General features: G+C 59.2%; 12 protein-coding genes. 2 read left to right on the forward strand and 10 right to left on the reverse strand.

Annotated features, from left to right (window positions below):
* Window positions 1-20: 20 nt before the first annotated feature.
* The 4 genes from cadB to potA form a co-directional block, all read right to left on the reverse strand.
* Window positions 21-1,358, reverse strand: a complete 1,338-nt coding sequence (cadB, locus tag ENGE1_RS08810) for a cadaverine/lysine antiporter (protein ID WP_048252482.1) — start codon at window positions 1,356-1,358, stop codon at window positions 21-23.
* A 126-nt stretch (window positions 1,359-1,484) separates the two neighbouring features.
* On the reverse strand, window positions 1,485-2,264 hold the full coding sequence (potC, locus tag ENGE1_RS08815) for a spermidine/putrescine ABC transporter permease PotC (RefSeq protein WP_048252484.1): 780 nt from the start codon (window positions 2,262-2,264) through the stop codon (window positions 1,485-1,487).
* Complete coding sequence (gene potB, locus ENGE1_RS08820; RefSeq protein ID WP_048252485.1) at window positions 2,261-3,118, reverse strand: spermidine/putrescine ABC transporter permease PotB; 858 nt, start codon at window positions 3,116-3,118, stop codon at window positions 2,261-2,263. Before potB ends, potC begins: the two co-directional genes overlap by 4 nt.
* Window positions 3,102-4,238 (reverse strand): spermidine/putrescine ABC transporter ATP-binding protein PotA, encoded by a 1,137-nt coding sequence (gene potA, locus ENGE1_RS08825; protein ID WP_071883399.1) that lies wholly within the window; start codon window positions 4,236-4,238, stop codon window positions 3,102-3,104. Before potA ends, potB begins: the two co-directional genes overlap by 17 nt.
* Window positions 4,239-4,493: 255 nt before the next feature.
* Between potA and pepT the strand changes: the two genes are divergently transcribed.
* Entirely contained in the window at window positions 4,494-5,717 is a 1,224-nt protein-coding gene (pepT, locus tag ENGE1_RS08830) for a peptidase T (RefSeq protein WP_043084476.1), read from the forward strand.
* Window positions 5,718-5,774: 57 nt separating this feature from the next.
* On the opposite strand, the gene ENGE1_RS08835 is transcribed toward pepT, so the two are convergent.
* The 3 genes from ENGE1_RS08835 to phoP form a co-directional block, all read right to left on the reverse strand.
* Window positions 5,775-6,896, reverse strand: a complete 1,122-nt coding sequence (locus ENGE1_RS08835; protein WP_043084475.1) for a ribosomal protein uL16 3-hydroxylase — start codon at window positions 6,894-6,896, stop codon at window positions 5,775-5,777.
* An 82-nt stretch (window positions 6,897-6,978) separates the two neighbouring features.
* Entirely contained in the window at window positions 6,979-8,433 is a 1,455-nt protein-coding gene (phoQ, locus tag ENGE1_RS08840; protein WP_043084474.1) for a two-component system sensor histidine kinase PhoQ, read from the reverse strand.
* 1 nt (window position 8,434) lies between these two features.
* Window positions 8,435-9,112 carry a two-component system response regulator PhoP gene (phoP, locus tag ENGE1_RS08845; RefSeq protein ID WP_048252487.1) on the reverse strand — a complete coding sequence of 226 codons (678 nt, stop codon included), beginning with the start codon at window positions 9,110-9,112 and terminating at the stop codon, window positions 8,435-8,437.
* 262 nt (window positions 9,113-9,374) lie between these two features.
* Between phoP and ENGE1_RS08850 the strand changes: the two genes are divergently transcribed.
* Window positions 9,375-9,644: a hypothetical protein gene (locus ENGE1_RS08850; RefSeq protein ID WP_048252488.1), complete on the forward strand. Its 270-nt coding sequence runs from the start codon at window positions 9,375-9,377 to the stop codon at window positions 9,642-9,644.
* 28 nt (window positions 9,645-9,672) lie between these two features.
* Here ENGE1_RS08850 and ENGE1_RS08855 read toward each other — a convergent pair whose 3' ends face one another.
* The 3 genes from ENGE1_RS08855 to hflD all read right to left on the reverse strand — a co-directional run bounded on the left by ENGE1_RS08855 (window position 9,673) and on the right by hflD (window position 12,894).
* Window positions 9,673-10,620, reverse strand: a complete 948-nt coding sequence (locus ENGE1_RS08855) for a Kdo(2)-lipid IV(A) acyltransferase (RefSeq protein WP_048252490.1) — start codon at window positions 10,618-10,620, stop codon at window positions 9,673-9,675.
* A 258-nt stretch (window positions 10,621-10,878) separates the two neighbouring features.
* The gene (gene purB / locus ENGE1_RS08860; RefSeq protein ID WP_043084470.1) at window positions 10,879-12,249 is read right to left on the reverse strand and encodes an adenylosuccinate lyase; all 1,371 of its coding nucleotides are present in this window, start codon (window positions 12,247-12,249) and stop codon (window positions 10,879-10,881) included.
* A 6-nt stretch (window positions 12,250-12,255) separates the two neighbouring features.
* Window positions 12,256-12,894, reverse strand: a complete 639-nt coding sequence (gene hflD, locus ENGE1_RS08865) for a high frequency lysogenization protein HflD (protein ID WP_043084469.1) — start codon at window positions 12,892-12,894, stop codon at window positions 12,256-12,258.

Raw genomic sequence — 12,894 nt, forward strand, 5'->3', positions numbered from 1 at the left:
GATCCCGCCCGTGTTGACGGCTATTTAGCCAGCGTTTTCGCAACCGCTGTCTGCGCGGATGCCCGCTGGCTATCGCCCTGTTTGCGGGCGTAGAACATCAGGATACTGAGGCTGATAATCAGCGTGGCGGCAAGCTTGGTCTCGTCCGCGCCGGCCAGCGCCACAAAGCAGAACACGCAGCCGGCAAGCGAGGCAAAGGCGCTGAAGGTGTTGCGGAAGGTGAAGCCCTCCATCTGAATCAGCGCAATACAGGAGTAGAAGTAGGGGAGCATGGTGAGCAGCACCGCGATACCGATGAGGTTGCCGAAGATATCCGAGGTGTGCGCATTGCCGGCGCTCATCCAGGTCATCAGCGCCATCAGGGCCGTCATCTTCAGGGCCGAAAGCACGATCCCCATCCGCGGTACGCCGTGGCTATCCACTTTTCCGTAAATTTTCGGGAAGGTGCCGTCGCGGGCGGCGCGCACTCCGGCCTGGCCTACCAGCATCATCCACGAGCCGAGCGCTGCAAGGCAGGCAAAAGCGGTAAAGGCCGATACCACCGGGGCCGCCCAGCCGCCGACCATCATCGAGACGCTGGCGGCAAACGGCGCGCCGGTATGCGACATTGTTTGGGCCGGGAACATGCCGCTCATCACCTGGGTGGCGGCAATATAGACGACCCCCGCCATCAGCGTGCCCAGCATGGTGGCCAGGGGCACGGTGCGGGTTGGGTTTTTGACCAGGCCGGAGCTGACCGCGGCGCTCTCGACGCCGACGAAGGCCCACAGGCAGATGAGCACGCTGTGCATGATCGCCGTCCCATCGCTGACCCGGGAGGTGTTCCAGTTAGCCTTATACAGCGCCGGATCGAACCAGTGCCAGCCCGCGACGGCGGTTCCCACTACCGGGATAAGCACCAGAATCAGCCCCAGGGTCGTCAGGCGGCTGACCCAGTTACCGCCCAGCATATTGATGAACGCCATGATCCAGATGAAGACAATACTGGCGATGCCGGCCGGGACGGGATTGTTAAGAACCGGGAAAAAGACCGACAGATAAGCCACCCCGGCAATACAGTCGGCGAGATTACCGATCCAGTTGGCGTGGTAATAGAGCACCGCGGTCTGAAAGCCAAATGACGGCCCGATGCGCCCGGCGTAGGCGATGGGCCCGCCGACCTGCGGATCTTTGGTGGAGAATCGGGCAAAGACATAGGCCAGCGACATCGCGCCGACCAGAGTAATTAACCATCCGAAAAGTGCAATAGAGCCGGTTTTCGCCAGATTCGCAGGAAGCAGGGCGATGCCGCTGCCCATCATGTTTCCCGCGACGATACCGGTACAGGCAAAAAGCCCGATTTGTTTTGAAGACGCCATTCAAGCCCCCGTTACGTCAGCCAGTGCTGCGTTCCTTCGCGGCTCGCTTAAGTGAAATTAAAAATCACCGTATTGTATGACAAAACGTGAGGTAAATCACATTCACCTGCACGGGGTACGCCTTCATTACAGCCCTTTTGTGCGGTCCCTCATGATCAGTTGGCTGCCGAGAACCAGCAGGAGGGAGAAGATCAGCAGGATGGTCGCCAGGGCATTCACTTCGGGCGAAACGCCAACCTTAACCATAGCGTAAATTTTGAGAGGCAAAATTTCGTAGCTCGGTCCGGTAACGAACGAAGAGACCACAACGTCGTCCATTGACAGCGTAAAACTCAGCAGCCAGCCGGCGGCGATGGCCGGCAGCGCCAGGGGCATAATGATTTTGCGCAGGATAATCAGCTCGCTGGCCCCCAGATCCCGGGCGGCCTCCAGCATCCGCACGTCAAAGCCTTTCAGACGCGAATAGACGGTGACCACCACAAACGGCAGGCAGAAGGTGATATGTGAGAACAGCAGCGACCAGAAGCCGAGCTGGATGCCCAGCAGCATAAACAGCACCAGCAGAGAGATGGCCATAACAATATCCGGCGACATCATCACCACGAACAGCATTCCGCTGACGAACGGCTTGCCGCGAAAGCGGTAGCGGAACAGCGCCACGGCGGTCAGGGAGCCTATCAGCGTGGCGAAGGTGGCGGAGAAAACCGCCATCGTCAGCGAGTGCTGGGCCGCCTGCAGGAGGCTGTCATTGTTGACCAGCAGCTGATACCACTTCGTGCTGAAGCCCTGCCAGTTGATGCCAAAGCGCGAACTGTTAAACGAATTGACGATCAAAATAATGATCGGAATATAGAGATACGCGTAAATGGCGGTCATAAAGCCGCCGCGAAGCAGTCGGCCGATCATTCCAGCTCCACCTTTTTGTTCAGCAGGCGCGAGGCGCGCCAGTAAATCAGCAGCATCAGGCCCATCACCAGCGTCAGCGTGATGCTGGTGGCGGCGCCGAACGGCCAGTCGCGAATGTAGAGGAACTGGCTCTTGATTACGTTGCCAATCAGCAGGTTTTTGGCGCCGCCCATCAGGTCAGAGACGTAAAACAGCCCCAGCGCCGGGAGCATCACCAGCAGGCAGCCGGCAATGATGCCCGGCATGGTCAGCGGAATGATGATGCGGATAAAGGTCTGCAGCTTGCCGGCGCCGAGATCTTTCGCCGCCTCAAGCAGCGGCTTGTCGAGTTTTTCAATACTGGAGTAGAGCGGCATGACCATAAACGGCAGCAGGATGTAGACCAGGCCGATGATCACCGCCGAGGGCGTAAACATGATGCGAATCGGCGTCTCAATGACCCCCAGCCACAGCAGAAACTCGTTGAGATAGCCGCGGGTGCTGAGGAAAATCTTCAGGCCATAGATGCGGATCAGTGAATTCGTCCAGAAGGGGACAATCAGCAGAAACAGCAACAGCGGGCGCACCTTCTGCGGCAGGCGCGCCAGAAACCAGGCAAAGGGATAGCCCAGGATCAGACAGGCCAGCGTCGCCATCAGGGCCATGTTCAGCGAGTGCATCAGCACGTCGAAATAGAGCGGATCGAGCAGGCGCGCGTAGTTATCCAGCGTGAAGACCATTTTGACGAAGTTAGCGTCGTCGCGGGTCAGGAAGCTGGTGGCGATAATCATCAGGTTGGGCAGAAAGACGAACAGCACCAGCCAGCCGACGATAGTGGCAATAACCACATTCTGGAATTTACTGGTGTTCTTCATCGGCCAGCACCACCTCCCAGCTTTCGACCCAGTTAATGGCCATTTTCTGATTGAGCGAGTGATCGAAATCGGGATCATCCTCGTTGAAGAATTCGCTGACCATCACCATCTTGCCGTTTTCCAGCTCGACAACCGATTCGAGGGTCATTCCCTTGTAGTTGCGCTCGCGTACGTAGCCGACCAGGCCGTCAATGGGGTTGTCGTGGTTAATTTCGTCCACGCGCAAATCTTCCGGGCGCAGCAGGACCTTCAGGCGCTGGCCATTCTCCACCGCAAAATTGACGTCAATATTGCATTCGCGTCCCTCGACGCTGGCGCGTACGCGACGATCGTCAAGGCGCTCAATCACCGTGGCGTCGAAGATGTTGATCTCGCCGATAAAGCTGGCGACGAACAGATTTTTGGGCTCCTCATAGATCTCGCGCGGCGTGCCGTCCTGTTCGATTTTGCCGTCGCGCATCACTACGATACGGTCCGACATGGTGAGGGCCTCTTCCTGATCGTGCGTGACGAAAACGAAGGTGATGCCGAGCTTGCGCTGTAGCGCCTTCAGTTCGTTCTGCATCTGCTTGCGCAGTTTGTAATCGAGCGCCGACAGCGATTCATCGAGCAGCAGCAGGTGCGGTTTGTTGACCACCGCGCGGGCGATGGCTACGCGCTGCTGCTGGCCGCCGGAGAGCTGGTGCGGTTTGCGCTGGGCAAAGCTTTCGAGCTGCACCATGCGCAGGGCTTCTTCCACGCGTGGGGCTATCTCTGCGGCGGGCGTTTTCTGCATCCGCAGGCCGAACGCCACGTTCTCAAACACGGTCATGTGCGGGAACAGGGCGTAGCTCTGAAAGACGGTATTAACGTGACGGTTTTCGGCCGGGACATCGGTAATATCTTCGCCGCCGAGGTAAACGCGGCCTGAGTTAACACTTTCCAGACCGGCTATCAGACGCAGTACGGTTGTCTTACCGCAGCCGGAGGGACCCAGCAGCGTCAGGAACTCGCCGTGATTGATGGTCAGATTGAGATCGGAAATGACCGTTTTACCGTCAAAGCCTTTGCAGATCCCCGCCAGCTCGACCAGCGGTGAAAGCGAACGCGATTGTGTATTCAATTTTTTACTCTGTCCCAGTCAGACGTAACGGACGGCGGCCGTTACGGGGTTTGTGGTTAACCACCTTAGAGGTTCGGCACATAATTAAGGGCTGGCATTCTACGGCAATCCACTGAAATCGCCAATCATTCTGCGCCGTTCGGGCTACCTTTAATACAGTGACGGGAAATGGCGGGAAAATAATTTTTGTTTGCGGGAGCAAAAGTGACCTGACGCAATATTTGCGCTTTAGTGCTTACTGATAATATTGTCACAAAAAGAGAGGGTGGCTAAATGGATAAATTACTTGAACGTTTTTTGCAGTACGTTTCTCTGGATACTCAGTCGAAGCCCGGCGTACGGCAGGTCCCGAGCACTGAGGGGCAGTGGAAGCTGCTGCGCCTGCTCAAAGATCAGCTTGAAGAGATGGGGCTTACCCACGTCACCCTGAGCGAAAAAGGCACCGTGATGGGCACGCTGCCCGCCAATACCGACGGCGATATTCCGGCCATTGGTTTTATTTCTCACGTCGATACCTCGCCCGACTTCAGCGGTAAACACGTTAATCCGCAGATCGTTGAAAACTACCGCGGCGGCGACATTGCGCTGGGTATCGGCGACGAAGTGCTGTCCCCGGTGATGTTTCCGGTGCTGCACCAGCTGCTGGGCCAGACGCTGATCACCACCGACGGTAAAACCCTGCTCGGCGCCGACGACAAAGCGGGCGTCGCGGAAATCATGACCGCGCTGGCGGTGCTGAAGGCTAAAAACATTCCTCACGGCGATATTCGCGTGGCCTTTACACCGGATGAGGAGGTGGGCAAAGGGGCGAAGCACTTTGACGTTGAGGCCTTTAATGCCCGCTGGGCCTATACCGTCGATGGCGGCGGCGTGGGTGAACTGGAGTATGAGAATTTCAACGCTGCCTCGGTGACCATCAAGATTGTTGGCAACAATGTTCATCCGGGGACCGCCAAAGGCGTGATGGTCAACGCCCTGTCGCTGGCGTCGCGCATTCACGCCGAAGTGCCCGCCGAAGAGAGCCCGGAGCAGACCGAGGGTTACGAAGGCTTCTACCACCTGACCAGCATCAAGGGCACGGTGGATAGCGCGCAGATGCACTACATTATCCGCGACTTTGACCGCAAGCAGTTCGAGGCGCGCAAGCGCAAAATGATGGAAATCGCCAAAAAGGTCGGGAAGGGGCTACACCCGGACTGCTATATCGAGCTGATTATTGAAGACAGCTACTACAACATGCGCGAGAAGGTGATGGCCCATCCGCATATCGTCGACATTGCCCGCCAGGCCATGGTGGACTGCGACATCGAACCGGATATGAAGCCGATCCGCGGCGGCACCGACGGCGCACAGCTCTCCTTTATGGGCCTGCCGTGTCCGAACCTGTTCACCGGCGGCTACAACTACCACGGCAAGCACGAGTTCGTCACCCTTGAAGGGATGGAGAAAGCGGTGCAGGTGATTGTGCGCATCGCCGAGCTGACGGCAAAACGTTGAGGGATGTGAGGATGCCGCAGGCCGGGCAAGCGCAGCGCCGCCCGGCACAGGTCTGACTCAGTCCTCGAAGAACCAGTAGCCGCTGTTAACCAGCGCGGCAAGCATGGCGAGGAACGAGGGATCTTCCAGCGCATCGCCGAAGTGGTCGGCCTTCAGCACGCAGTGGGCGGCGATGGCCTCCAGCGCAGGGCGGTGCGGGGAGTTCAGCACTTCGCCATTGACGAACACCTCGTCGCCGATGCGCAGGACCCGCAGTCCGCCCAGGCGCGCCAGGCTGTCGCCCTGGGTGAGCGCGTCGTAGATTTCGTCCGGCTGATAGGGCGGCTCCGGCGGAGAGACATCCAGTTCGTGGCGCGACTGGCTGATAAACTCGCCGAACCACTGGCTAAAGTTCTCCGGCTGATTAATCATCCCGATCATCATTTCCCGCAGCCTGTCCATCTCCTGGGGCAGGATATCCGCCGGATGCTCGCGCGCGGGCACGTCCGGATCGGCATAGCGCTGCCCGCCCAGTTCGCGCTGCAGCACGTAGTCGGCAAAGCCGTTAATCAGCTCCTTGCCGCTCGGGGCGCGGAAGCCGACGGAGTAATTGAGGGAGTTTTCCAGCGAGTAGCCTTCGTGCGGGAATCCCGGCGGAATGTAGAGAATATCCCCCGGCTCCAGCTCTTCATCAATGATGCCTTCGAAACGGTCAACCTGCAGCAGATCGGGATGCGGGCAGTGCTGCTTCATCGGCACCTTTTCGCCCACCCGCCAGCGGCGGCGGCCGGTGCCCTGAATAATAAAGACATCATACTGATCGAGGTGCGGGCCGACGCCGCCGCCCGGTACGGAGAAGGAGATCATCAGATCGTCAATCCGCCAGTCGGGCAGCGCGCGGAACGGGCGCATCAGGGCGGCGGCGGGCTGGTGCCAGTGATCCACCGCCTGCACCAGCAGCGACCAGTTAGTTTCGCCAAGATGATCGTAGCTCTCAAACGGGCCGTGGCTGACCTGCCATTTGCCGTCGAGGTGGCTGACCAGGCGGCTGTCCACCTCATCTTCCATCGCCAGTCCGGCGAGTTCGTCAGGGCTTATCGGGTCGATAAAGTCGGTGAAGCCGCGCTTGAGCACTACCGGGCGTTTTTGCCAGTAGCGTTCGATAAATTCGGGCCAGTTGAGCGTTAAGTGATAGTCCATACTGTTATATTCCTGGGCAGGTTTTTGAGGATTATAACGGAAGCGACCGCCGGGAGATGCAGGCGATGGCAAATATTCTCAGTTACAGTTCGCCGCTCTCCGCGTGCTTGTGGCCGAAAATCACCTCCATGCGCGCGCCGCCCAGCGGGCTGTCGCCGGCGACGATCTTCCCGGCATACTGATCGACGATTTCGCGGGCAACGGAGAGGCCCACGCCCTGGCCGGGGCGCAGCGTATCCACGCGCTGGCCGCGGTCAAAGACCAGGTCGCGCTTGCTTTGCGGGATGCCGGGGCCGTCATCGTCGACAATGATGTAGAGGTTATCCTCCGTCTGGCGGGCGGAGACTTCAACAAACTCCAGGCAGTACTTGCAGGCGTTATCGAGCACGTTGCCGAGCACCTCCATAAAGTCGTTTTGCTCGCCGAGGAAGCTAATTTCCGGCGACACATCGAGGCTGATATCCACGCCCTTGTGCTGATAGACCTTATTGAGGGCGGACGTCAGCTTGTCCAGCAGCGGCGCGACCGGATGCAGTTCGCGGCTCAGCAGGGCGCTGCCGCTGCGCATGCTGGCCCGGTGCAGGTAGTAGCCTATCTGCTGGGAGATGCGGCTTATCTGATCGAGCATCACCGGCTCCGCCGCCTCCACCGTCAGCTTATTGCTGCGCAGCGATCGCAGGGTGCTCTGCAGCACCGCCAGCGGCGTTTTCAGACTGTGGGTCAGATCCGTCAGGGTGGTGCGGTACTTATCGTAGCGCTCGCGCTCGCTCTTGAGCAGGCGGTTGAGATTGAGCACCAGATTGGTCAGCTCGCGGGTGGTTTGCGGATCCAGCGCTTCGCGATGGTGATCTTCCAGTTCGCGAACCTCTTTCGCCAGCGCTTCAATGGGCTTGAGGCTCCACCATGCGGCAATCCACAGCAGCGGGAGTACCAGCAGCAGGTTTGCCGCCAGCACGTAAATAAACCAGCTCCAGACCATATAGGAGCGCTTGAGCTCAACGGGGATCGTATCAACCACCACAATGCTCAGCTCCGGCATCCGTGAGGTGGCAGGATAAACGTTTACCGCCACCGAGTGGGTCATCTCGGAGTCGTCATCCTCTTCGCGGATCTCATCCAGCTGCGCCTGCACCGCCCGGTTATCGCGCAGCAGCATGCTGGAAAGACCGACATCGGTTTCGATTTCGTAAAAGCCGTCGGCGTGGAGCCACTCCGGGCGAATGCGCTTTTGCAGCCAGGGCACATCGCGCTGGGCCCACAGCAGCTTGCCGTCTTTATCGTAAATCAGGGCTACCGTCGGGCTTTGCAGATCGATATTTTCCGGCAGTTCGAGGTGGAGTTTATTATTTTCATAGCGGGCGAGCGTATAGAACAGGTTGCTCTCACCGCGCAGCAGGCGAAAGGTGGTTTTATCGAAGCTGACGCTATAGCCCACCAGCGCTACCATGCCGTAGGCGAGCGACAGCACCGACACCACGGCGGCGGTCGCCAGCAGAAAGCGGACGCGGAGCGAGAGCGGAAGAATTCGTCTGAGCACGCTACTCCTCGCGCAGTTCGAAGAGATAGCCCTGGCCGCGGACGGTGGTGATCGCGTCCTGCGGATAGCGGGCCTGGATTTTCTTGCGCAGGCGGCCCATCAGGACGTCAATGGTGTGACTCTCGCGCAGCTCGGCGTCGGGATAGAGCTGCAGCATCAGGGAGTCCTTGCTCACCACTTTACCGCTATTGCGGATCAGCGTTTCTATAATGGTATATTCGAACGCCGTCAGCTTGATAACTTCACCATCGACCGAGAGTTCGCGGCGGGAGAGATCGACCTGGAAAGGCGCGATAGTAATAACCTGCGAGGCGAGGCCGCTATTGCGGCGCATCAGCGCCTGCATGCGGGCGGCGACCTCTTCGATATGAAAGGGTTTGGTCACGTAATCATCGGCACCGGCGCTCAATACCTCAACCTTGTCCTGCCAGCCTTCGCGCGCCGTCAGCACCAGTACCGGCACCGACACGTCGTGGCTGCGCCAGCGGCGGATCATCGACAGGCCATCTTCGTCCGGCAGGCCCAGATCGACAATGGCGATATCCGGTACGTGTTCGCTCAGATAGTAGTCGGCCTCTCTGGCGTCTTCAGCGGCATCCACCTGATTGCCCAGCTCCTGCAGCTGCACCTTTAAATGGTGGCGCAGCAGAGCGTTATCCTCGACAACGAGTACCCGCATGCGTTTTCTCCCTTTCTTCTTTAATGTGCCCAGTGTAGCGCTGAATGCGCCCTAAGAGCATAGCCCAGCAAAACTAAATACTGGCTCACTGCGGCGGCAGTTTTTCCCGGCTAAACAGACGCGCCAGGCGGCGGCAAGTTGCCGCGCGGTCGCTATACTGATAACAGACAATGAGATCTATAAAGCGCGCCCGGCGGAGCCGGACGTCTTTTCGCTGACCAGCCTGTCCGCTGGTCTTTTTATTGCTGTAATGTGAGGTTTTATGCTGTGGATGGAACAAGGCTTATATCTGCGGGTCCAGGAGCTTGCCAACGGCCCGCGTCCGCTGCCGCTGCAGAGCGGATTTAGCGTGGATACGGCCTACCGCGTGCTGGGCTGTTTTAACCCTTCTGAAACGTCTGACGCCTATTATATTTTGTCCAACGATCGGGACGAGATTTGGTTTATCTGCAACCGCCATCTGCGCACGGTCGGGCTCTATCAGGAACTGCACGACTTTCGCTTCCGGCTGCCGGAAACGCTGCGCCATTAGTAAAGGCCCGCCCTGAGGGCGGAGCCAGCTACTTGCCAGCTTTAGATTTTCTGCCGTAGAGATCCGGCTGCCCCGCGGGGCGCGTCTTGAACCTGCGGTGCAGCCACATGTACTGCTCCGGCGCCAGCGCAACGGCCTTTTCAATGGCCCGATTCATCAGCGCCGCCACCGTCTCTTTGTCTTTATCGTACAGCTCAGGGCCGATGTCAGGGAGGATGACCAGCTCGTAGCCTTTGCCGTCAGGCCTGCGGCGCGGCACGAAGGGGACCACCGCCGGGCGGGCGCTTTTAACCAGCATATAGCTGCCGGCGGTGGTAGCCGCATCCGGCACCTTAAAGAAGGGGACAAATACGCTGTTGCGCGGGCCGTAATCGTGGTCAGGGGCGTACCAGACGATCTCATCTTTTTTCAGCGCGCGGATCATGCCCTTCAGATCGTACCTGTCGACCATCGTTTTGTTGGATCGCAGGCGCCCCCGGGTCTGCAGCCAGTCATACAGCGGGTTATCGTTGGGCCGATAGACGCCGACGCCGGGATTGAGCATGCCAAAAATACGCGCCCCGAGCTCAAGCGTCAGAAAATGCATCCCGATCAGCAGCACGCCGCGCTGCTGATCGCGGGCCTGCTGCATGTTTTCATAGCCGCTGATGGTGAACCACTTGCGCACCCGCCAGTCGGGCCAGAACCAGGCGATGCCGGTCTCCAGCACGCCCATGCCGACGGATTCAAAGTTTTTTCGCAGCCGTGCCTCGCGTTCGGCCTCCGGCAGTTCGGGAAAGCAGAGCGCGAGATTGCGCCTGGCAACCGCGACGCGCCCGGGAAGCAGGCGAAGTGCCGCTCTGCCCAGGCCGCAGCCAATTTTACACAGCAGAGGATAGGGGAGGAGTGTGATGCTCCACAGCAGCCCAATGCCGAGCCACAGGGGCCAGTAGCGCGGGCGCAAAAAAGTAAAAGAGAATCTCGGTAACGTCGTCATTGAAGTAAAGCGGGTTCCTGGCCGTCAGCACTTTCAGCGCCATGGATAAATATTTCCGTAGGTTTAGCGCTTTTGAGTAGAGTTAAATAGTGAAGTTTAAGCAATTGCAGCGGAATATCTTACCAGAGATTGCGAAACGGCGCAGCGATATGCCCGCTACCGGCTCTTTTTGCGCGCTGTTGACGCGAGGTTTAGCGAAAATAAGGCGGGCGGAAAATATGGCGCCGCGCCCCGGTGATGGAGCGCGGCGCGCGGGGATTACTTCAGCTCGTCAACCATCGTCACGGCGCGACCGATGTAGTTAGCCGGGGTCATCGCCTTGAGGCGGACCTTTTCTTCTTCCGGCAGCGCCAGGCCGTCGATGAACTGCTTCATGCCTTCGGCGTCTACGCGCTTGCCGCGGGTCAGCTCCTTGAGCTTCTCGTAGGGCTTCTCGATGCCGTAGCGGCGCATCACGGTCTGAATCGGCTCGGCCAGCACTTCCCAGTTATGGTCAAGCTCGTCGAGCAGGCGGTCGCCGTTCAGCTCCAGCTTGCTCACGCCCTTCAGAGTAGACTGGTAGGCGATCAGCGCGTAGCCGACGCCAACGCCGAGGTTGCGCAGCACAGTGGAGTCTGTCAGGTCGCGCTGCCAGCGGGAGATCGGCAGCTTGCTGGCCAGATGCTGCAGCACGGCGTTGGCGAGGCCGAGGTTGCCTTCGGAGTTTTCGAAGTCAATCGGGTTCACCTTGTGCGGCATGGTGGAGGAGCCGATTTCGCCGGCGACGGTTTTCTGCTTGAAGTGGTTAAGGGCGATGTAGCCCCACACGTCGCGGTCAAAGTCGATAAGGATGGTATTGAAGCGCGCGATGCAGTCGAACAGCTCGGCGATGTAGTCGTGCGGCTCAATCTGCGTGGTGTACGGGTTCCACTGAATGCCCAGCGAAGTGACGAACTCTTCGCTGAACTGGTGCCAGTCCACTTCCGGGTAGGCGGCGATATGGGCGTTGTAGTTGCCGACCGCGCCGTTGATTTTACCGAGGATCTCCACCTGGTCCAGCTGGCGGAACTGGCGCTCCATGCGGTAGGCGACGTTGGCCATCTCTTTACCCATAGTCGACGGCGTGGCCGGCTGGCCGTGGGTGCGGGAGAGCAGCGGCACATCGCGGTACTGCACGGCCAGGTTTTTCACCGCGTCAATCAGCTGACGCCAGTATGGCAGCACTACTTCATCGCGGGCGGTTTTCAACATCAGGGCGTGGGAGAGGTTATTGATATCCTCAGAGGTGCAGGCGAAGTGGATGAACTCCGACACCGCGTGCAGGGCAGGCACCGCCGCCACTTTCTCTTTCAGGAAATACTCTACCGCCTTGACGTCGTGGTTGGTGGTGCGCTCAATGGTTTTGATGCGCGCGGCGTCTTCTTCGCTAAAGTCGGCGACGATTTTATCGAGGAAACCGTTTGCGTCGGCAGCAAAAGCAGGAACTTCCTTAATCGCTGCGTGCGCGGCCAGCTTCTGCAGCCAGCGGACTTCAACCTGAACGCGGAACTTCAGCAGACCGTATTCGCTGAAGATGCCGCGCAGCGCGCTGACTTTATCGCCGTAGCGTCCATCGACAGGGGAAACGGCGGTCAGGGAGGATAATTCCATAGATCACTACTCCGGAGTTATATGAGCAAGAATTTGTTTGGCCTGAGTGGTCAGGCGATTACGGGAGAACATCAGCTGCAGGCGGCCGCCGCCGACCTGGTGCCAGAGCACGGCGGCGCGGATGCCGGCCAGCAGGGATGCGCGCACTTTGGCCTGCACCTGCGGACTTTGCAGCACCGCCGGGGAGCCGGTGACCTGGATGCGCGGCCCCAGCGGGCTAATCACATCGACGTAAATGGCGGCCATGGCGCTGAGCAGCGTTTCTGACTGCAGATCGAAATGCTCCAGCTGGCGCTGCAGTCCGGCAATGCGGTTGCCGAGGGTGTCCATCGCGCTACCGGCGGCGGAGAGCTTGCGCTCCAGCACCATCAGGCTCAGCGTATAGCGGGTCAGTTCCGCGTTAAGACCCTGGCGGCTGCTGGCATTGAGCACGCCGAGCAGCGTTTCCAGCCCGAGGCGAAGATTGGCTTCGCTGCCCCCGAACACGCCGAGGGACGAGTCCGGGTTCAGATCGATGACGCTGTTGAGCGACACGTGCAGCGCGTCGCTGTCGCAGTGTCCCTGATGGGCCAACTGCTGCACCAGACGGGCCGACTGGCAGATGCCCGCCAGCGCCAGGGTGATGTCGTAGTAGTTCTTCGCCAC

It is taken from the genome of Pluralibacter gergoviae ATCC 33028 = NBRC 105706, assembly GCF_001598855.1.
GTDB classification, from domain to species: Bacteria; Pseudomonadota; Gammaproteobacteria; order Enterobacterales; family Enterobacteriaceae; genus Pluralibacter; species Pluralibacter gergoviae.

Excerpts from the sequence above, each read along its gene's own strand:
- purB (WP_043084470.1), bottom strand. The coding sequence starts at position 12,249 with ATGGAATTATCCTCCCTGACCGCCGTTTCCCCTGTCGATGGACGCTAC.
- potB (WP_048252485.1), bottom strand. The coding sequence starts at position 3,118 with ATGAAGAACACCAGTAAATTCCAGAATGTGGTTATTGCCACTATCGTC.
- phoP (WP_048252487.1), bottom strand. The coding sequence starts at position 9,112 with ATGCGGGTACTCGTTGTCGAGGATAACGCTCTGCTGCGCCACCATTTA.
- ENGE1_RS08850 (WP_048252488.1), top strand. The coding sequence starts at position 9,375 with ATGCTGTGGATGGAACAAGGCTTATATCTGCGGGTCCAGGAGCTTGCC.
- cadB (WP_048252482.1), bottom strand. The coding sequence starts at position 1,358 with ATGGCGTCTTCAAAACAAATCGGGCTTTTTGCCTGTACCGGTATCGTC.
- pepT (WP_043084476.1), top strand. The coding sequence starts at position 4,494 with ATGGATAAATTACTTGAACGTTTTTTGCAGTACGTTTCTCTGGATACT.
- ENGE1_RS08855 (WP_048252490.1), bottom strand. The coding sequence starts at position 10,620 with ATGACGACGTTACCGAGATTCTCTTTTACTTTTTTGCGCCCGCGCTAC.
- ENGE1_RS08835 (WP_043084475.1), bottom strand. The coding sequence starts at position 6,896 with ATGGACTATCACTTAACGCTCAACTGGCCCGAATTTATCGAACGCTAC.
- potC (WP_048252484.1), bottom strand. The coding sequence starts at position 2,264 with ATGATCGGCCGACTGCTTCGCGGCGGCTTTATGACCGCCATTTACGCG.